21 protein-coding genes are annotated in these 18,483 nt (G+C 71.9%); 16 read left to right on the forward strand and 5 right to left on the reverse strand.

Annotated features, from left to right (window positions below; genetic code table 11):
- Positions 1-17: 17 nt before the first annotated feature.
- The 10 genes from murA (at position 18) to VG276_03385 (ending at position 10,104) form a co-directional block, all read left to right on the forward strand.
- Positions 18-1,289, forward strand: coding sequence for a UDP-N-acetylglucosamine 1-carboxyvinyltransferase (gene murA, locus VG276_03340; protein ID HEV8648442.1), 1,272 nt, complete (start codon positions 18-20; stop codon positions 1,287-1,289).
- A complete protein-coding gene (locus VG276_03345; GenBank protein ID HEV8648443.1) occupies positions 1,286-3,001 on the forward strand; it encodes a hypothetical protein in 1,716 nt (571 codons plus the stop codon). The genes murA and VG276_03345 overlap by 4 nt, the downstream gene beginning before the upstream one ends.
- Positions 2,998-3,795 carry a type II CAAX endopeptidase family protein gene (locus tag VG276_03350; GenBank protein ID HEV8648444.1) on the forward strand — a complete coding sequence of 266 codons (798 nt, stop codon included), beginning with the start codon at positions 2,998-3,000 and terminating at the stop codon, positions 3,793-3,795. Before VG276_03345 ends, VG276_03350 begins: the two co-directional genes overlap by 4 nt.
- A gap of 8 nt (positions 3,796-3,803) precedes the next feature.
- Positions 3,804-4,223, forward strand: a complete 420-nt coding sequence (locus VG276_03355) for an SCP2 sterol-binding domain-containing protein (GenBank protein ID HEV8648445.1) — start codon at positions 3,804-3,806, stop codon at positions 4,221-4,223.
- A 12-nt stretch (positions 4,224-4,235) separates the two neighbouring features.
- Positions 4,236-5,276 (forward strand): alcohol dehydrogenase catalytic domain-containing protein, encoded by a 1,041-nt coding sequence (locus VG276_03360; protein HEV8648446.1) that lies wholly within the window; start codon positions 4,236-4,238, stop codon positions 5,274-5,276.
- Between the two features lie 25 nt (positions 5,277-5,301).
- Positions 5,302-5,718, forward strand: a complete 417-nt coding sequence (locus VG276_03365) for a hypothetical protein (protein HEV8648447.1) — start codon at positions 5,302-5,304, stop codon at positions 5,716-5,718.
- A 47-nt stretch (positions 5,719-5,765) separates the two neighbouring features.
- A complete protein-coding gene (locus VG276_03370) occupies positions 5,766-6,449 on the forward strand; it encodes a zinc ribbon domain-containing protein (protein ID HEV8648448.1) in 684 nt (227 codons plus the stop codon).
- A 41-nt stretch (positions 6,450-6,490) separates the two neighbouring features.
- Positions 6,491-7,423 (forward strand): methylmalonyl Co-A mutase-associated GTPase MeaB, encoded by a 933-nt coding sequence (meaB, locus tag VG276_03375; GenBank protein ID HEV8648449.1) that lies wholly within the window; start codon positions 6,491-6,493, stop codon positions 7,421-7,423.
- 16 nt (positions 7,424-7,439) lie between these two features.
- Positions 7,440-9,095 (forward strand): methylmalonyl-CoA mutase family protein, encoded by a 1,656-nt coding sequence (locus tag VG276_03380; GenBank protein HEV8648450.1) that lies wholly within the window; start codon positions 7,440-7,442, stop codon positions 9,093-9,095.
- A 109-nt stretch (positions 9,096-9,204) separates the two neighbouring features.
- Entirely contained in the window at positions 9,205-10,104 is a 900-nt protein-coding gene (locus tag VG276_03385) for a hypothetical protein (protein HEV8648451.1), read from the forward strand.
- Positions 10,105-10,110: 6 nt separating this feature from the next.
- On the opposite strand, the gene VG276_03390 is transcribed toward VG276_03385, so the two are convergent.
- Complete coding sequence (locus VG276_03390) at positions 10,111-10,491, reverse strand: transcriptional repressor (protein HEV8648452.1); 381 nt, start codon at positions 10,489-10,491, stop codon at positions 10,111-10,113.
- Between the two features lie 170 nt (positions 10,492-10,661).
- Between VG276_03390 and VG276_03395 the strand changes: the two genes are divergently transcribed.
- The 3 genes from VG276_03395 (at position 10,662) to VG276_03405 (ending at position 12,268) form a co-directional block, all read left to right on the forward strand.
- A complete protein-coding gene (locus tag VG276_03395) occupies positions 10,662-11,432 on the forward strand; it encodes an enoyl-CoA hydratase-related protein (protein ID HEV8648453.1) in 771 nt (256 codons plus the stop codon).
- Between the two features lie 2 nt (positions 11,433-11,434).
- A complete protein-coding gene (locus VG276_03400) occupies positions 11,435-11,926 on the forward strand; it encodes a GNAT family N-acetyltransferase (GenBank protein HEV8648454.1) in 492 nt (163 codons plus the stop codon).
- 132 nt (positions 11,927-12,058) lie between these two features.
- Positions 12,059-12,268, forward strand: a complete 210-nt coding sequence (locus tag VG276_03405; protein ID HEV8648455.1) for a hypothetical protein — start codon at positions 12,059-12,061, stop codon at positions 12,266-12,268.
- 279 nt (positions 12,269-12,547) lie between these two features.
- Here the strand turns inward: VG276_03405 and VG276_03410 are convergent, their stop codons facing one another.
- From VG276_03410 to VG276_03425, 4 genes are read right to left on the reverse strand one after another with little or no spacing between them, the layout of a single operon-like run.
- The gene (locus tag VG276_03410; GenBank protein ID HEV8648456.1) at positions 12,548-12,802 is read right to left on the reverse strand and encodes a hypothetical protein; all 255 of its coding nucleotides are present in this window, start codon (positions 12,800-12,802) and stop codon (positions 12,548-12,550) included.
- Positions 12,799-14,568, reverse strand: coding sequence for an aminodeoxychorismate synthase component I (gene pabB, locus VG276_03415; protein ID HEV8648457.1), 1,770 nt, complete (start codon positions 14,566-14,568; stop codon positions 12,799-12,801). Before pabB ends, VG276_03410 begins: the two co-directional genes overlap by 4 nt.
- Before the next feature lies 1 nt (position 14,569).
- Positions 14,570-15,529 (reverse strand): electron transfer flavoprotein subunit alpha/FixB family protein, encoded by a 960-nt coding sequence (locus VG276_03420; protein HEV8648458.1) that lies wholly within the window; start codon positions 15,527-15,529, stop codon positions 14,570-14,572.
- Position 15,530: 1 nt separating this feature from the next.
- Entirely contained in the window at positions 15,531-16,298 is a 768-nt protein-coding gene (locus tag VG276_03425) for an electron transfer flavoprotein subunit beta/FixA family protein (GenBank protein HEV8648459.1), read from the reverse strand.
- An 87-nt stretch (positions 16,299-16,385) separates the two neighbouring features.
- Here VG276_03425 and mnmA point away from each other — a divergent pair, with 87 nt between their 5' ends.
- The 3 genes from mnmA to VG276_03440 all read left to right on the forward strand — a co-directional run.
- Positions 16,386-17,450: a tRNA 2-thiouridine(34) synthase MnmA gene (gene mnmA, locus VG276_03430; GenBank protein ID HEV8648460.1), complete on the forward strand. Its 1,065-nt coding sequence runs from the start codon at positions 16,386-16,388 to the stop codon at positions 17,448-17,450.
- Between the two features lie 84 nt (positions 17,451-17,534).
- Entirely contained in the window at positions 17,535-18,206 is a 672-nt protein-coding gene (locus VG276_03435) for a hypothetical protein (GenBank protein HEV8648461.1), read from the forward strand.
- A 48-nt stretch (positions 18,207-18,254) separates the two neighbouring features.
- Positions 18,255-18,483, forward strand: a 229-nt coding sequence (locus VG276_03440; protein ID HEV8648462.1) for an NAD-dependent DNA ligase LigA, incomplete at its 3' end; no start/stop codon positions are given.

Raw genomic sequence — 18,483 nt, forward strand, 5'->3', positions numbered from 1 at the left:
CTAGGATGGGAGCGGTGATGGACCGGCTGCTGGTGACCGGAGGTACCCCGCTCGACGGGACCGTCCGGATCGCGGGCGCGAAGAACTCGGCCCTGAAGCTCATGGCCGCCGCGGTCCTCGCGGACGGCCGAACGACGATCCGCAACGCCCCGCGGATCCAGGACTGCGTGACGATGGTCGAGGTGCTCGAGCATCTCGGCGTCGGGTGTGTGTGGGAGGACGGCGTGTTGGCGCTCGACACGTCGGGGGTGCAGCCCCGCGAGACGCCCTACGAGCTCGTGAGCCGGATGCGCGCCTCGATCCTTGTCCTCGGGCCGTTGCTCGCGCGGTTCGGGACGGCGAAGGTCGCGATGCCGGGCGGTTGCAACATCGGGTCGCGCGCGATCGACCTGCACATCCGCGGCCTCGAGAAGATGGGCGCCCGGTTCCGGTCCGAGCACGGGTTCCTGGTCGGCGACTCGGGCGGCCTGCGCGGCGCCGTCGTGAACCTCGACTTCCCGAGCGTGGGCGCGACCGAGAACGTCCTGATGGCCGCGGTCGCCGCTCGTGGCACCACCGTGATCGAGAACGCCGCGCGCGAGCCCGAGCTCGTCGACCTCGCCGAGTTTCTGATCGAGATGGGCGCCCACGTCGAGGGGGTCGGCACGCCGACCGTCGAGATCCAAGGCGTCGAGGGGTTCGGTCCCGTCGACCACCGAGTGATCCCCGACCGCATCGAGGCGGGGACCTACGCGATCGCCGTGTGCGCGACGGGCGGTCACGTCGTGCTCTCCGGAGCCAGGGGCGACCACATGGACCTCGTGCTCTCCAAGCTCGCCGACGCCGGCGCCGACGTGCTCTCGACGGGGGACGGTGTTGCGGTTTCGATGGGATCGCGTCCGCGGTGTGTCGATCTGGTGACGCTCCCGTATCCGGGATTCCCCACGGACCTGCAGCCGCAGATGATGGCGCTGCTCGCCTCCGCCGACGGGACGAGCATCGTGACCGAGAACGTGTTCGAGAGCAGGTTCATGTTCGTCGACGAGCTGAACCGCATGGGCGCGGACATCCGCACCGAGGGGCACCACGCGGTAATCCGCGGGGTCGGACGCCTCTCGGCGGCGCCGGTCCGTGCGCTCGACATCCGCGCCGGCGCCGCGATGATCGTCGCGGCGCTCTCGGCCGACGGCGTGACCGCGATCGAGGACATGTACCACGTGGACCGCGGCTACCAGGACCTCGAGGGCAAGCTCACGGCCCTCGGCGCCGTCGTCCGCCGCGAACGCGAGCTCTCGCCGGCCCTCTCGTGACCCGCGCGCGTCTGGGCGCGCTCCTCGCGCTGCCCCTGTTCCTCGTGATCATGCTGCCCGTCGGCGCCGCGGCGACCCGCAACCCGACGCTGTTCGTCCCGCGAGCGTTCGTGATCCGGGTTCCGGATGTCTCCTTCGAGGAGCTGCTGTCGGTTCCTCAGGTGCACGCCCTCGCCGCGTCGGGCGGAGCCGCTCTCATGAGCGTGCAGGGGGCCCGGTGGACGAAGGCTCCGGTCGACTGCGGAGGCGGGCTGATCCCCGGCAAAGGAGCCACGGCGTTCCGCTGGGTGTGCCCGAGCGACGGCGACCTCGCGGCGATCGGACCGCGGATCCGTGACATCGTCTCGGGCACGGGAGCCGACGAGGTTCTCGTGGTCGTGACGTCGCCGAGCTCCTCGGCCGGCATGCGTGCCGAGAACGACGAGCTGCACCCGATCGTGATCGCGACGGGCAGCCCGACCGAGGTCTTCCGGGCTCGAGGTTCGGCTGGGTCGCTCACCTCCGACTCGACCCGGCGCGGAGGCGTCGTCACGGACGGCGACCTGATCCCGACGATCGCCGACTTCCTGGGCGTCGACCCGCCCGCCGATTCGGTCGGCTCGCCGATCGAGGTCGTCGAGGGGCCGCCGCCGTTCGAGCTGCACGACCGGTACCTCGCCCAGCGACGGATGTACGTCCCGATCGGGACCGCCGGAGCCCTCTACGTCACCCTCATGGGCCTCCTCGCGATCGCGGGGGTATGGCTCGGCAACGCGACGGCGTGGCGCCTTCGGCGCGTCGTGGGATGGGGATCCCTGTCGGTCGCAGCGCTCGCGAGCGGCCTGCTCGCCGCCGGGCATCTGCCTGAGCTGTCGTACGCCACGGTGGTGCCGTTCGTCGCGTTGGTGACCGTCTTCGGAACGCTGGCGTTCGCGCCGCTCGAGCAACGCGACGTCCTGCTCGTGCCGGCGGGGATCGGGGTGGCGGTGCTCGCGTTCTTCGCGATCGAAGCGGTCCTCGGATGGACGGCGGCGCTCACGCCGTTCGTCGGCGGATCCGAGCTCGACGGCGGCCGGTTCTACGGCCTGCCGAACGTCTTCGTCGGTCTGCTGATCGGATCGTCGCTCTGGGTTGCGCAGCGGCTGCGGACGAGCGTCGGCTTCGCGCTGATCGTGGCCGTCGGGCTGTTCGCCGGGATGCCGTTCGCCGGCGCGAACCTCGGGGGCTCCGTTTCGCTGTTCGCGGCTGCCGGGCTCTGGCTCGCCGTGCGCGAACGCGAACGTCTCGGCGTGTGGAAGGGGATCGGCGCGGTCGTCGGCGTGACCGTGCTCGGGACCGCCGTCGTGCTGGTCGGCCACGCGATCTCTCCGATAGAGACGCACGTCACGAGGTTCGAGGGGCAGGTGGGCCTCGCGGGCGCGTTCGAGCGGTTCGGCGACCGGCTCCGGGTCGGACTCGACTTGGTCGCGCGGAACCCGTTCGCCCTGGTCCCGGTGATCGGGCTGCCGGTCGCGATCGCGGCCGTCCTTCGTCCACCCGGCGGCCTGCGCGCCGTCCTCGAACGCGACCCGGCGTGGCGAGACGCGATCCTCGTGACGCTGCTTGCCGGGGTCGTGGCCTACGTCGCGAACGACTCCGGTCCCGCGGCGGCGGGCTTCGCGTTCGGCCTGGGGCTGGGCGGGCTGCTGGGCGTGTCGCTCCTGTCGGGAGCCAGGAAGATAGGGGAGCCGTGAGCATCGAGCCGCACGTCCCACCCCGCCCGGACAGCCTGCACCCGCCTCCGCCGGCGCCCGCCCGTCCGGACACGCGCGCCATCGGGCGGCCTCTCGCGACGTGGAGCTGGCTCGAGGCCGTCGGGATCTACGTCGTCGCGTTCCTCGTCGCGGGCATCGCGACGCTCCCGCTCATCGGCCTCGTGGACGAGGACACCGACCTCGCCACCATCGTCGTCACCACGATCGCGGCGCTCGTGATCGTCGGCGTGCTCGTCGCGTGGCTGTCGATCCGCCACCGCGGATGGCCCGCGGTGATGGGGGTGCCGCAACGCGGGGCGTGGAGGCGAGCGGTCGGCGCCGGCGTCCTGTTCGGGATCGGTCTGTACCCGGTGATGGTCGTCGTCGTCGGGGGTCTGCTCGTGGTCGTGTTCGAGGCGATCTCGGGCCAGCGGGTCGAGGCGCCCGAACAGGTCGGCCAGAACCTCTCCGCGGTCGGGACCGCCATCACGATCGTGTACGCGATCGCGATCGCTCCGGTCGGCGAGGAGCTGTTCTTCCGCGGGGTGCTGTTCCGAACGCTGCGCGACCGGCACGGGTTCGTCGTCGGGGCGATCGGCTCGGGGCTCGGCTTCGGCTTGATCCACTTCATCCCGGGTCCCGCCGTGGACGCCGCCCTCCTCATGATCGTGATGTTCTTCACGGGCGTGGCGCTCGCGTTCGTCTACGAGCGCCGCGGGACGATCGTCACGCCGATCGCCGCACACGTCACGTTCAACGTGATCGGCATCGTGCTGATCCTGGGGCTCCGGTAGGAGAGGCCATGGCCGTGTTCCCGAGCGCCGAATGGCTTGCGCGGTACCGAGAGGTGATCAACGGCTCCGAGGAGTACCGCGCCGCCGCCGCGACGTGGGAGGGCGACGTCGCCTTCGTGCTCGAGGCCGAGCCGGACCGCGGGGTCCCGGACGACCTGGTCGCGTGGCTCGATCTGTGGCACGGCGACTGCCGGGGTGCGCGTATGATCACCGACGCCGAGGGCGAGAAGGCCGCGTACGCGATCACCGCTCCCTACTCCCTGTGGCGAGAGGTCCTAGCGGGTGCGCTCGATCCCGTGAAGGGCATGATGCAGGGCAAGCTGAAGCTCCGCGGAGATCTGCCCACCATCGTTCGGCACGTGCGCGCGGCCAACGAGCTCGTGCGCCTTGCCACGCTCGTGCCGACCGAGTTCCTGGGCGACGGCTGAGCGACGGTCGACGTGCGAGCGGTCGTCTTCCGGGACGTCGGTCGGGTCGAGGTGAGTGAGGTTCCCGAACCGCACCTCTCCGAGCCAACGGACGCGATCGTTCGCGTCACCAGGACCGCGATCTGCGGATCGGACCTGCACCTGCTGCACGGCAAGGCGCCGCTCGAGCCGGGGGACACGATGGGCCACGAGGCGGTGGGCCTGGTGGAGGCCGTCGGCTCGGACGTCGAGCGGTTCGCCGTGGGGGACCGCGTCGTCGCGGCGTTCGACATCGCGTGCGGCGCGTGCTGGTTCTGCCGGAAAGGGCAGACACAGCTCTGCGACACGTTCGAGATCCTCGGTTACGGCATCTTCGGGGGCAACCTCGGGGGAGCGCAGGCCGAGCTCCTGCGTGTTCCCGTCGCCGACGTGAACCTGCTTCGTGTTCCGGCCGGCATGGACGACGAGCACGCGCTGTTCGTCGGCGACGCCCTGACGACGGGCGTCTACGCGGCGGGGATCGCCCGGATCGGCAGCGGCGACACCGTTGCCGTGGTGGGCGCGGGACCGGTCGGCTTCTTCTGCGTGCAGGCGGCTCGCGCGGCCGGAGCCGCCGAGGTCCTGGCGTTGGATCTCGAGCCGTCGCGGCTCGCGCTCGCCGAGCGCGTCGGCGCCGTCGCGATCGACGTGTCGGCGCGGAACGCCCGAACGGCCGTCTACGAACACACCGACGGACGCGGGGCCGACGTCGTCCTGGAGGCGGTCGGCTCGCTGTCGGCGCTGGATCGGTCGCTCGACGTCGTGCGTCGCGGCGGCACGGTCGTCGTCGTGGGTGTGTACGCGAGCGAGATCCTCCAGGCGCAGGTGGGGGTCTGGTGGGCTCGCGCGCTCGACATCCGGTTCACGGGGACGACGCCGATCCACGCGTGGTGGGAGCGCGCGATGGCCGAGGTCGAGTCCGGGCGGATCGACCCGATCCCGCTCATCTCGCACCGGCTGCCGCTCGATGAGGCCGCCCGCGGATATGAGCTGTTCGACACGCGGCAGGCGACGAAGGTCCTGCTCGAGCCGTGAGCGCGGTCCTCGCCGTCCCTGAGCCGTGAGGGTCACGTTCGCGCAGGCCGAGCCGAACGGCCTCGCCGACCTGGTCGGCCGCCTGATCCAGGCGAACCTCGCCCGACACCCCGAACGCCGCCGGCTGGTCCGATCCGCCGCGGTCGTCGAGCTCACCGCGTGGGACGCGGACACGAGCGCGACGATCCGACTCGGCGCGAACGGCATCGACGTCTCGAACGGGACGGCGGGCCCGACGGCGCACCTGCGCGTCCTCGCCCGGGCGAACGACCTGCTCGAGCTCGCGGCGGCGCCGCTCCGGTTCGGCCTGCCCGACGCGTTCGACCCGCGCGGGCGGGCGGTGCTCCGGAGCCTCGCCATGCGCGACGTGCGGGTGTCGGGCATGGTCCGCCACCCCGTCCGGCTCTCCCGGTTCACGCGGCTCCTCTCGGTGGCGCCGTAACCGCCCCGCGTCTTGCGCCCCTCGGAGGCGGGACGTAGCGTTCGGCCGTGGCCGTCACCCGGTACTGCCCGAACTGCGGGCTCGAGCGTCGCGAGGGTGAACGGTTCTGCCGGAACTGCGGGCACGCGCTCGGGACCGGCCAGACGAAGCTGCACGAGTCTCCGGTCGCGACGACCGCTCCGCTCGCGGCGTCCTCCGCGAGCCCGGCAGCCGAGCAGGCAGCCGGAGTCCCCGCCTCGGTGCCCGACGCGCTGACGACACCCGCGCCCGAGGCGCCCCCGAGGGCGCTTCCGCCGCCGCCACAGCCGGTCGTGCGGGCGCCGAGGGCGCCGATCCGCATCCCGCCCTTCAAGCCGGTGGCCCTGGCCGGCGGGGTCGTGATCCTGGTCGCCGTCTTCCTTCCGTGGATCTCCGGCGGCCTGTCCCTGTCCGGCCTGGACGTTCCGCTCGAAGCGGTCTGGAACATCGACGCGAGCGACAGCGCGCTCAAGCTCGGCTACGCGTTCCTCGTCCTGGGCGCTGCGGGAGCGGTGCTCTCCTTCGTGGAGCGCTCGGTCGGGATCCGCCGGATCCTGGGCAGCCTCGCCCTCGCCCTCGTGCTCGGCTTCGCGCTCCAGCTGTACCGGTCGATCGACCAGGCGGGCGGCTCGTTCGGCGACGTGATCTCGACGATCGGGATCGGCGTGTACGTGACCGTCGCCGGCGCGATCTGCCTCCAGCTCTCGAAGTAGCGCCGCACGGGCGCGCTCGGTCGTGCGGGTACGCTTCGGCCGTGGGGCTCCTCGACGACGTGCTGGCGGGCGATCCGCGTGGGGTCGCGCGGGCGATCTCGATGGTCGAGGACGGGGCGCCCGAGCTTCGGGAGCTCTCCGCGGGCCTGTACGCGCACACGGGGCGCGCCTACACGATCGGGCTCACGGGCTCGCCCGGCGTCGGAAAGTCGACGATCGCGAACGAGCTCGTCGCCGTCGCGCGCGCCGCGGACCGGTCGATCGCGGTGCTCGCGATCGACCCCACGTCTCCCCTCTCGGGCGGAGCGTTGCTCGGAGACCGGCTCCGCATGCAGAAGCACGCGACCGATCCGGGTGTGTTCATCCGCTCGATGGCGACGCGCGGGCACCTCGGCGGGATGGCGCTCGCGGCGCCGGAGGCGATCCGGATCCTCGATGCCTCCGGGCGGGACCTCGTGATCGTCGAGACGGTGGGCGTCGGGCAGGCCGAGGTGGAGGTCGCCGCGGCCACGGACACGACCCTCGTTGTGGTCTCGCCCGGTTGGGGCGACGCGGTGCAGGTCGCGAAGGCCGGCATCCTCGAGATCGCGGACGTGTTCGTCGTGAACAAGGCCGATCGCGAGGGCGCCGAGGCCGCCGCGCGGGACCTTCGTCAGATGCTCCGAATGGGCCCCGAGCCGGACTGGTCGCCGCCGGTCGTGCTCACGGCCGCCACGAGCGGCGAGGGGACCGGCGAGCTGTGGGAGGCGGTCCAGGCACATCGTTCCCACCTCGAGTCCACCGGCGCTCTCGAGCGCGGCCGGCGAGACCGCCTGCTCCGGGAGGTCGAGACCCTCGCGCTCGAGACCGTGCGCGAACGCGTCCGCCGCGTGCTGTCCGAGGACGGCGCGCTGATCGAGGACCTCTCGTCGAGGCGCACCGACCCCTACCGGGCCGCCGCTATCCTTGAGGAACGGATCGAGAACGGTTCGTAACGAGGACGGGGAGCGAATGGTCGAGCAGCGCGAGCGCCCCGGGTCCGCCTCCGAGCCCGGCCGAGGAACGTCATCGGAAGCGCTCACCCTGTCGGGCGAGCCGCTGAAGCCTCTCTACTCGCCCGAGGACCTCGCGTCGTTCGATCACGACGCCAAGCTCGGGCGGCCGGGCGCGTATCCGTTCACCCGCGGCGTCTACCCCACGATGTACCGCGGGCGCCTGTGGACGATGCGCCAGTTCGCGGGCTTCGGCTCGCCGCAGGAGACGAACGCCCGGTACCGGTTCCTGCTGGAGCACGGCCAGGGCGGACTGTCGGTCGCCTTCGACATGCCGACGCTCATGGGCCGGGACTCCGACGATCCCATGGCCGAGGGGGAGGTCGGCCGCTGCGGCGTCGCGACGGACACGCGCGAGGACGTCGACGCATTGTTCGAGGGGATCCCGCTCGGCGACATCACGACCTCGATGACGATCAGCGGTCCCGCCGTCATCGTGTTCGCCTTCTTCCTCGCAGCGGCCGAGGGCCAGGGCGTCCCGTGGGAGCGCCTCGACGGCACGCTGCAGACGGACATCCTGAAGGAGTACATCGCGCAGAAGGAGTGGATCTTCCCCCCGCGGCCGCATCTCCGGCTGATCGGCGACCTCATGGAGTTCTGCCTCGAACGCGTCTCGAAGTGGCATCCGATCAGCGTGTCGGGCTACCACATCCGCGAGGCCGGGGCGAACGCGTGGCAGGAGCTCGCGTACACGCTCGCGGACGGGTTCGCCTACGTCGAGCTCGGGCTCGACCGGGGCCTCGACGTGGACCGGTTCGCGCCGGGTCTGTCGTTCTTCTTCAACGCGCACATCGACTTCTTCGAGGAGATCGCGAAGTACCGCGCCGCCCGGCGGATCTGGGCCCGCTGGCTCCGGGACCGGTACGGAGCGCGGGACGAGTCGTCGATGCGCCTGCGCTTCCACACGCAGACCGCCGGCGTCTCGCTCACCGCGCAGCAGCCGATGAACAACGTCGTGCGAACGGCGGTCGAGGCGCTCGCCGCCGTCCTGGGCGGCACGCAGTCGCTGCACACGAACGCGCTGGACGAGGTGCTCGCGCTCCCGACCGAGGACGCGGCCAAGCTGGCCCTTCGAACGCAGCAGATCATCGCCCACGAGACCGGCGTGGCCGACGTGATCGACCCGTTGGGGGGCTCGTACTTCCTCGAGACGCTCACCGACCGGATGGAGGAGCTCGCGGAGGCCGAGTTCGCGAGGATCGACGCCATGGGCAAGGGCTCGATGCTCGAAGGCGTCCTGACCGGGATCGAGCGCGGGTACTTCCAGCAGGAGATCGCAGAGTCCGCGTTCCGCGAGCAGGAGCGGCTCGAGGGCGGGGACCTGGTCAAGGTCGGGGTCACCGACTTCGTCGAGGAGGGTGGACTGCCCATCGAGCTCCTCGAGATCCCTCCCGAGGTCGAGGTGGAGCAGATCGGACGGGTTCGAGCGGTCCGCGAGCGCCGGGACCCCGAAGCCGCCCGGGCGGCCCTGGACCGCCTGCGTGAGGTGGCCGCGACCGAGGCCAACCTGATCGAGCCGCTCGTCGAGTGCGCCCGGGCGCTGTGCACGGAGGGGGAGATCGTCGAGACGCTGCGCGGCGTCTTCGGCTCCTACACCGAGACGCCGAGGTTCTGACCCGGCGGCACTCCGAGAACTCGGGCGAAGCGGCAGAGGCCAGTTGCAAGTCCACGCAGTTGCCAGATACTGCGGCAGCATGGTTTCATGGTCGGAACGACGGAAGGGTGTGGCTGTGCTGGCGGAAGCCGCAGGAGCACTCGGGGTCGGCCTGCTCGTGTCGGCCTTCCTGTTCGGGTTCCGGCATGGGATCGACTGGGATCACATCGCGGCGATCACCGACATCGCCGGATCGCAGGACGACCGGAGGCAGGCGCTGCTGTTCGGCACGATCTACGCCCTCGGGCACGCCGTTGTGGTGTTCGCGATCGGCGTCGTGGCGATCATCCTCGGGTCGAGCCTTCCCGACGGCGTGGATTCCCTCATGGAACGCGTGGTGGGGGTCACGCTGATCGTCCTCGGCGTGTACGTGTTCGCGGCTCTCGTGCGTCACGGGCGCGAGTTCCGGATGCGGAGCCGGTGGATGCTCATCTTCAGCGGCGCCTCCCACCTCTATCGCCGGCTGCGCAGGAACAGGCGGATCGAGGATCACGAGCTCGAGCCCGTCCACGTGCACGCGGGCGCCCCGTCGTCGACGTCGGTTGCCGTGGCCGACGACATCCCCGTCTCGGAGTGGCATCACGGACACCACGGCCGGCCGGGGCATCACCACCACAAGCATCCGGAGGCCGACGAGGCGTTCATGAACTACGGGCGGGGGACGGCGTTCGCCGTCGGCATGATCCACGGGATCGGCGCCGAGACGCCGACGCAGGTCGTCATCTTCCTCACCGCCGCCGGCGCCGGAGGGCGGCTGGCCGGCATCCTCCTCCTCGCCGTCTTCCTCCTCGGGTTGTTGTCGTCGAACACCCTGATCACGATGGGGTCGGCGTTCGGCTTCGTGAAGGCGTCGAAGAACTGGACGCTCTACGTGACGATCGCCGTCCTCACCGCGACGTTCAGCCTCGTCATCGGTGTGCTGTTCCTGTTCGGCGAGGGCTCCGTGCTCCCCGCGCTGTTCGGCGGGTAGCGGCCGTCAGCTCGCCGGGGCGCGCGCGCAGTCGGCGCACAGGCCGCCGATCGCGAAGTGCGTGAGGTCCGGCTCGAACCCGTGGTGCCGCTCGATCAGCCGCACGAGCGAAGCGGCCTCCTCGATCGACAGGTCGTCCTCGGCGCCGCAGTTTGAGCAGGTGAGGTGGACGTGGCCGGCCTCCTCCGTCCGGTGGTACTCCGCGCCGCCCTCCAGATGCGCGTGCGCAAGCACCCCTGCATCCTCCAGGAGCGCCAACGTCCGGTAGATCGTCGACGCGTTCACGCCCGGCATGTCGCTCTGGACCTTGCGGGCGAGGGCCGTGGGGGAGATGTGGCCCTGCGTTCGCATGATCTCGGCGACGATCGCCCGGCGCTGGGGGGTCATCCGAAGGCCGCGATCGCGCAGGACAGCGATCGGGTCGGCGGTGGTTGCCTGTTCCACGACGCGAGTGTAGCAGCGGGTTGCAGGTGCAAGTCCATCGCATCGCGGCCGTCATCACGGCCCGTGCACGCCGGCGGCTGCGCGGCGCCGTGGTCTGCGAGGATAGGCCGGCGATGGGCGAGTTCGTGCGCGTCGAGCGCGACGGGGCGGTGGCCACGATCCGCCTGGATCGTCCGCCCGCGAACGCGTTCGCGCGGCAGGTGTCACTCGAGCTGTCGGAGGCCGCCGGGGCCGTGGGCGCGGACGAGGCGATCCGAGCCGTCGTGATCTGGGGCGGCGAGAGGATCTTCGCGGCCGGCGCCGACATCAAGGAGATGGTCGACGCCGGGCCCGAGGACATCGCGGGCCACGTGGGCGCGCTCGAGCAGGCGTGCCGCGACGTCGCGGCGATCCCGAAGCCCGTGATCGCGACGATCAACGGGTTCGCGCTCGGCGGCGGGCTCGAGGTGGCCCTGGCCTGCGATCTGCGGTTCGCGTCCGAAGACGCGCAGCTCGGCCTGCCCGAGATCAAGCTCGGCATCATCCCCGGCTCGGGCGGCACGCAGCGGCTGCCCCGGCTGATCGGCCTGGCAAAGGCGCGCGAGCTCGTCCTCACGGGCCGCAGCGTGAACGCGGCCGAGGCGTTCGAGATCGGGCTCGTCGACCGGGTCGTCGCCGCTGCGAAGGTCCAGGCGACGGCGGTCGAAGAGGCTCGCCGGTACGCCGAGGGCCCGACGCTCGCGTACGCGGCCGCCAAGCGCGCCCTCGATGCCAGCGACCGGCCGCTCTCGGAGGGCCTGCCTGCCGAGCGCGACGCGTTCGTCCCGCTGTTCGCCACGCACGACCAGAAGGAGGGCATGCGCGCCTTCCTCGAGAAGCGCGAGCCGACGTTCGAGGGCCGGTAGCGATGCGCGTCCGACAGGCCACGCCCGAGGACGTCCCGTCCCTCGTCGCGCTGTTCCAGGAGCTGGACCGCATGCAGGCCGACTGGCGCGTCTTCACGCCGCGGCCGGGCTTCTACGACGAGGTCGGTGCGAAGTACCGGGAGGCGCTCGGACACCCCGACGCCGTCGTCCTGGTCGCCGAGGACGATCAGGGCGAGGTCGTGGGCATGGCCTACGGCGAGGCCCGCACGCCGTCCAGGTTCTCCGACGAGCGCGCCCTGGAGCTCTCGGGCGTGGTCGTCCGGGCGGGGTACCGGGGGCGCGGGGTGGGCCGGGAGCTCGTGCACGAGGCCGGACGCTTCGCCTCGGAGCGGGGGATCCGCTGGGTCGAGCTCAAGACCTTCGCCCCCAACCGAGGCGCCATGCAGTTCTGGGAGGACCTGGGGTTCACCTCCCGGGTCGTCCAGCTCACGACCTCGACGAAGGTCCTGCTCGAGCGCCTCGAGGGCGAGTAGCCCCCTCCCGGGCCGCGGGCCAGCGGCCCGATCACGGCCGCCCGGGAACGAACCGCGCCCGCGGATGGTTCGAATGATCGGATTGAAGCCTCGGCGATCCCCGGCGTCCCGCCGAGGCACAGGAGAGGAGCGATGGCCGACTCGGCATACCGCGGAGCCCGCATCCGCGAGCTCCCACGACCCAACCGGACGTACCCCGGCGGACGCGTCTGCGCGGCCGAGGGGTGCACCACGAAGCTGTCGGTCTACAACCGATGGGAGTTCTGCTGGCAGCACGAGCCCGTCCACACGTACATCTCGCGAGGCAAGCGCCGAAGCCGCAAGGAGATGGAGGCCGCGTAACTACGTACGCGCCTTCCCCACGGAAGCCCTCCCGCGAACGCGGGAGGGCTTCCGGCCTAAGGTGAACGTCTCATCAAGGAGGGCACCCGCGTTCCCGACAACTCGGGCAGGAACCCGCTCCCCCGAAGAAGCGAGACGATCGATGCCACAGGACGCCGTCGGCGCTCCGGACATGCGGGAGGCCGAGTGCCCCTTCTGCGAACGCGAGGTCCTCGTCTACGAGGACCCGCCCCGGTGCCCCCTCTGCGCGTGTCCGCTCGACGAGGACCGGATGCGCCCCTACGCCTGGCCCGACGAGGAGCCGTCGCCCTCGGAGTGACGATCCGACGCGAGGACGCGCTCGGCGATCGCGCGGGACTCCTCGAGCCGGTCGCGATCGACGAACAGGCGCACGCTCCGCTCCCAGATCTGGCTGAAGAAGCCGGGCGCCTTGTACCACCAGACGATGCCGGCGCTCTCGAGCTCGGCCGCGATCGCCTCGGCGTGCTCGTGGGTGTACGCCCCGAGGTGGACGGTGTGGACGTCGTCGCTCATTGCTCGAGGACGGCCGGGCGCCATCCGCGCACCGAGCTCACGAGCGCGATCTCCGGTGCGGCGCGGAGCTCCGCGATCGAGACGGGTCGCTCGGTGACGCGGCCCTCGCGCACGAGGACCGCGCGGTAGGTCCCGGGCAGCAGCCCCGCGTCGACTGGCGGGGTCACCCAGCTCTCCCCGATCCGGACGGCGAGGTTCGCGATCGTGGACTCGGTCACCTCGCCACGGTCGTTCACGAGGAGGACGTCGTCGACCTCGGGACGCTTCTCGCGCCGGCGGTCGTAGGGCGCCCGCCGCGTCGTCTTGTGGAACAGCCACACGTCGGAGGGATCGACGGGCTCGTCGTCGAGGGCCAGGCGCGCGGGTCCGTCGGGCGTTCGTGGCAACGGACGCGCATCGGCGGTGAGCGAGCCGTCGCGATCGAGCGTGAGCCTGACGGCACGCGGCTCCGACTCGTCGAGGGCCTTCAGCGCCGCGGTCGCGTCCTCGGGATCGAAGCGGAACCCGAAGTACGCGGCCGAGGCGCCCAAGCGCTCGAGGTGCTCGTCCACGTGCCGGAACCCATCGCCCGGGATGTGCGCGAGCGTCTCGAACAGCTCGAACGCCGGTCTCGCGGTCGACAGAACGCGGACCTTCGCGAGCACCTCCTCGAACTCGTCGTCGGCCGAGGAGTCGAACGTGATCCCGCCGCCGACGCCGTACTCGGCCGTTCGCGTCTGGGCGTCGAGGACCACCGTGCGGATCGCGACGTTGACGTTCGCGCGGGGCTCGCCCGAGCCCGAAGGCGCGAGGTACCCGATCGCGCCGCAGTACGGGCCCCGAGCCGAGTCCTCGAGGTCCGCGATGATCCTGGTCGAGCGCACCTTCGGCGCACCGGTCACCGACCCGCTGGGGAACAGGGCCCGGAACGCGTCGACGACCGAGACGCCCGAGCGCAGGGCGCCCTCGATCGTCGAGGTCAGCTGCCAGACGGTCTCGTAGCGTTCGACCTCCAGCATGCCGGCGACCTCCACCGATCCCGGACGGCAGATCCGGCCCAGGTCGTTGCGGAGGAGGTCGACGATCATCGCGTTCTCGGCGCGCTCCTTTGCCGAGGCGACGAGGCGCGCCGCGATCTCCTCGTCCTCGGCGAGCCACCGACCGCGGGGCGCGGTCCCCTTCATTGGACGCGTCGTGATCCGTCCGCCGTCGATCCGGAAGAACAGCTCGGGGGACGCCGAGAGGATCCGGTAACGGCCGAGGTCGAGATATGCCGCGTACCCGCCTCGCTGTGCGAGACACAGGTCCCGGTAGAGGCCGCGTTCGTCGCCCTCGATCAGGGCGCGCAGCCGGATCGTGTGGTTGACCTGGTACGAGTGGCCCGCGGCGATCAGCTCGCGGATCCGTTCGATCGCCGCGTCGTACGCGGCCCGGTCGCTCGTCGGTCGCCACGGCGAGCGAAGCGTTGCGGCTGGTTCGGCGCCGGGAGGCTCGAGCGGTGGAACGGGCTCGGCGCGTTCGAACAAAGCGAACCACGCGAGCGGGAGCTCGGCGAACGGGTCGTCGGGCGCCCGGACGCGGACCGAGAGCTCGGGATCCAGACCGGGAGCGGCCTCGTACGCCACGAACCCGCCGGCCCACAGGCCGCGCTCCGCGGCGGCCTCCGCGGCCTCGATCGCTCCGGGAACCTCGGTGGGGCGGCGCGCCTCGATCACGCCGACGGGCTCGGCGAGGCGGAACGACCGCTCGGAGCCGGCAACCAGGTCGTCGAACCGCGCCTCGATCACGTCAGCCCTTCCGGGCTCGGATCTCCTCGATCAGCTTCGGGACGACGGCGAGCGCGTCGCCCACGACGCCGAGGTCCGCGAGACGGAAGATCGGCGCGTCCGCGTCCTTGTTGATCGCGACGACCCGTTTCGCCGCCTTCATCCCGACGACGTGCTGCGTCGCGCCGCTGATCCCGACAGCGATGTAGACCTCGGGCTTCACGGTCTTGCCGGTCTGGCCGACCTGGTAGCTGTACGGCACCCAGCCGGCGTCCACGACGGCGCGGCTCGCCCCGACCGCCGCGTCGCCGATCGCGGCCGCGAGGTCGTCCAGGAGCTTGAAGTTCGAGGCGTCCTGAAGGCCGCGCCCCCCTGCGATCACGACCTTGGCGTCCTCCAGCCGCGGACCGGATGCCGCTTCCTCATGACGCTCGACGCGCCGGGCGACCGTGAGATCGTCGGGGATCTCGACCCGCACGGGGACCACCGTCGCCGTCCCGCCCGAGGGCTCCGCCGGGAACGACTTCGGGCGGACCAGGACCAGCCGGGGGGAGGGGCCGTCGAGGGCGACCTCGACGACGCGGCTGCCGCCGAAGATCTGGGTCTGGGCGGCGTCGGGACCGGAGACGTCCGTGGCGTTGCTCATGAGCGTGCAGCCGAGCTTGGCCTGCAGGCGACCCGCCACGTCGCGCGCGTCGTAGCTCGTCGAGAACAGGACGACGTCTGGCGCGTGCTCCTGCACGAGCGTGTGCAGCGCGTGCGCGGCCGGCTGGCCGAGCGTGTCCGCGTACACCGCGTCGTCGCTCGCGAACACCGTCGCGGCGCCGTGCTCGCCGAGCGCGGGCGCGGCGCCGGCCGCGCCGGGGCCGAGCGCCACCGCCGCGACCTCATCGCCGATCGAACGCGCCTTCGTCAGCAGCTCGAGCGCGGAGGCGCTCGGGCCTTCCGGCGTCACCTCGGCGTAGACCCACACACCGGACACGTCAGATCGCCTTCGCCTCGGCGAGGAGCTCCGCGACCTTGGCCGCGGCGTCGTCGCCAGCCTGGATCACGACGCCCGCGCTCTTCTCGGGCGCGTCGGACACCGCGGAGACGCGCTGCGCCGGCGTCACATCGGCCTCCGACAGGCCGAGGTCGCCGAGCGAGAGCTGCTCGAGCGGCTTCGATTTCGCGGCCATGATGCCCTTGAGCGTCGGGTAGCGGGGTTCGGCCGCGCTGCCGGTCACCGTGACGACGGCCGGCATCGGACAGGTCACGACGTCGTAGCCGGCCTCCGTCTGGCGCTCGACGCGCAGCGAGCCATCCGCGACCTCGGCCTTCCGCGCGAAGGTGGCGCTCGGCACGCCGAGGAGCTCGGCCACGGCCACCGGCAGGGTGCCCGTATACCCGTCGGTCGACTCGACGCCGGCGAGCAGGAGGTCGAACGGCGCCCGCCCGACCGCCGCCGCGAGCACCCGCGCCGTCGCGAGCACGTCGGCGCCGCGGAGCGCTGGATCGGTCACGAGCACGCCCGAGCTCGCGCCCATCGAGAACCCCTTGCGGAGCGCGGCGGTCGCCACCTCGGGTCCCATCGAGACCAACGCGACCTCGCCGCCGTAGGCCTCGACGAGCTGGAGCGCGGCCTCGACCGCGAACTCGTCGCCCGGGTCGAGCGCGCCGTCGACGCCCTCGCGGACGAGCAGGAAGTCCTCGCCGAGCGTGGGCGTCCCCATCGGCTCGGGCACGTACTTCACCAGGACGACGACCTGCACGGGAATCCCTTCGCTCGAGTCGGCGTGCCGAGGATACCCGCGGGGCCGTGCCGCTCACGAGCGCGATGCCGCGTTAGCCTTTCGGGCATGCCGTCCGTGTTGGTCGCGATGTCCGGCGGCGTCGACTCCTCGGTCGCCGCCTGCCTGCTGCTCGAGCAGGGCTACGAGGTGCTGGGCTCGCACATGCGCCTCGTGCATCTCGACGGCGTCGAGCACGGCTGCTGCGGCCCGAGCGCTCGGCGCGACGCGGCCGAGGTCGCGCGGATCGCCGGGTTCGCGTTCGAGATCTGCGACCTCTCGGACACCTTCGAACGGACGGTCGTTGCCGACTTCGTCGCCGAGCACGAGGCCGGCCGCACGCCGAACCCGTGCGCGCGCTGCAACGGCGAGATCAAGTTCGGGGCGTTCCTGCGGCGGGCGGACGAGCTCGGGATCGACGCCGTGGCGACCGGCCACTACGTTCGGACCGAGCGCGCCGGCGGCCGGGTGCGCCTGCTGCGCGGCGCCGACCCGTCGAAGGACCAGTCCTACATGCTCCACATGCTCGGCCAGCGCGAGCTCTCGCGGTCGCTGTTCCCCGTCGGCGCGATCCCGAAGGCCGAGACCCGGGCGCTCGCCGAGCGGTTCGGCCTGCCGGTCGCGACGAAGCCCGACTCGCAGGAACTCTGCTTCGCGCCGAGCGGCGAGGCGGGCGCGTACCTGCGGACCGTCGCGCCGCATCTCATGCGCGAGGGCGACGTGGTGGACGTCGACGGCCGCGTCCTGGCGCGTCACGCCGGAGCCGCGTCGTTCACGGTAGGACAGCGCCGGGGTCTCGGCGTCTCGCGTCCCGATCCGGCGTACGTCCTGGACGTGGACGCGGGGACCAACCGCGTCGTGGTGGGGCCCGGCGAGCTGCTCGCGCGCCGAGGGCTCGTCGCCGACCGCTGCTCGTGGGTGGCGGGCGAGCCGCAGCCGGGCGGACCCTTCGAGGCCGAGGTTCGGATCCGGTACCGGGGCGACGACGTGCCGGCCGTGGTCGAGGCCATCGCCGAGCGCATGCAGGTGGAGTTCCGAACGACCCAACGCGGCGTCGCGCCCGGCCAGAGCGTGGTCGTGTATCGCGGGGACGAGCTCCTGGGCGGCGGCCGGATCGTCGCGTCCCTTCGCTGAGAAGCACGGCCGCCGAAAGGTCGTCGAGCAGCGCAAGGAGGTCGGCGGGCCCGGATATCATCGGCCGGTGAAGGACCGGCCGGCGTGAGGCTGCTGCGGCGCAAGTCGCGCACGTTCGAGATCCAGGTGCAGGACATGACGCTGCACGTCCAGGCGGCGACGGACGTGGACGAGGAGTCGCGAGCCGCAGCTCTGTCCTTCTGGGAGGTCCTGCACGCCTACACGATCCGCAACCCCGACTTCCGCGCGTCGAAGCGCCCCGTCGCCGTCCCCGACGACGCTCCCGAGATCGTGCGGGAGATGGCCGCAGCGGCGGGTCGCGCCAGCGTCGGACCGATGTTCTCGTTCCAGGGCGCCGTGACCGACCACGTCGGGCGGTTCCTCGCCCGCGAGGTGCACGAGGTGACGGTGAACTGCGGCGGGGACTACTTCATCCAGTCGCGCCGGCGGCAGAAGCTCACCGTCTACAAGCGGCCCGGCTCCTCGGTCGCCGTGGTGGTTCCGTCGAGCCGGCGCGGGATCGGCGTCTCGATGACGACCACGGGCGGGCGCGCGGCCGTCGACGGCCTCGCCGTCCTGGCGGAGTCCTGCATGCTGGCGAGCGCGGCCGCGGCCGGCGTTCGGGCGATCCTTCCGAAGGAGAACGGCCTGCAGGGCGCGATGGAGTACCTCCATCGCGTCCCGGGCGTGATCGGCGGCGTCGTGTTCGTGGGCGAGCGCATCGGGATGGCGGGCGGCTTGGAGCTCGCCGCGTGAGGCACGGCCAGGAGCTCGCCGCGTGATCGCTCGCGGCTCGGATCGGACGTGACGAAGGCCCTCGAGCGCGAGCTCGCAAACGCGCAGGTCCGGGTCGAGGAGCTGCGCGAGAAGCTCAACTACCACTCGTACCGCTACCACGTGCTCGACGACCCCGAGGTCTCCGACGTCGAGTACGACGACCTCATGAAGGAGCTGCGAGCGCTCGAGGAGCGGTTCCCCGAGCTCGTGACGCCGGACTCGCCCACGCAGCGGGTCGGCGCGACGCCGGCGGACC

The sequence above is a fragment of the Actinomycetes bacterium genome (assembly GCA_036000965.1).
Lineage (GTDB): Bacteria > Actinomycetota > CALGFH01 > CALGFH01 > CALGFH01 > DASYUT01.

What these genes read in the sequence shown, in the direction of transcription:
- murA (HEV8648442.1), top strand. Translation starts at nt 18, where the DNA reads ATGGACCGGCTGCTGGTGACCGGAGGTACCCCGCTCGACGGGACCGTC.
- VG276_03355 (HEV8648445.1), top strand. Translation starts at nt 3,804, where the DNA reads ATGGCCGTGTTCCCGAGCGCCGAATGGCTTGCGCGGTACCGAGAGGTG.
- VG276_03380 (HEV8648450.1), top strand. Translation starts at nt 7,440, where the DNA reads ATGGTCGAGCAGCGCGAGCGCCCCGGGTCCGCCTCCGAGCCCGGCCGA.
- VG276_03390 (HEV8648452.1), bottom strand. Translation starts at nt 10,491, where the DNA reads ATGACCCCCCAGCGCCGGGCGATCGTCGCCGAGATCATGCGAACGCAG.
- VG276_03395 (HEV8648453.1), top strand. Translation starts at nt 10,662, where the DNA reads ATGGGCGAGTTCGTGCGCGTCGAGCGCGACGGGGCGGTGGCCACGATC.
- VG276_03400 (HEV8648454.1), top strand. Translation starts at nt 11,435, where the DNA reads ATGCGCGTCCGACAGGCCACGCCCGAGGACGTCCCGTCCCTCGTCGCG.
- VG276_03405 (HEV8648455.1), top strand. Translation starts at nt 12,059, where the DNA reads ATGGCCGACTCGGCATACCGCGGAGCCCGCATCCGCGAGCTCCCACGA.
- VG276_03410 (HEV8648456.1), bottom strand. Translation starts at nt 12,802, where the DNA reads ATGAGCGACGACGTCCACACCGTCCACCTCGGGGCGTACACCCACGAG.
- mnmA (HEV8648460.1), top strand. Translation starts at nt 16,386, where the DNA reads ATGCCGTCCGTGTTGGTCGCGATGTCCGGCGGCGTCGACTCCTCGGTC.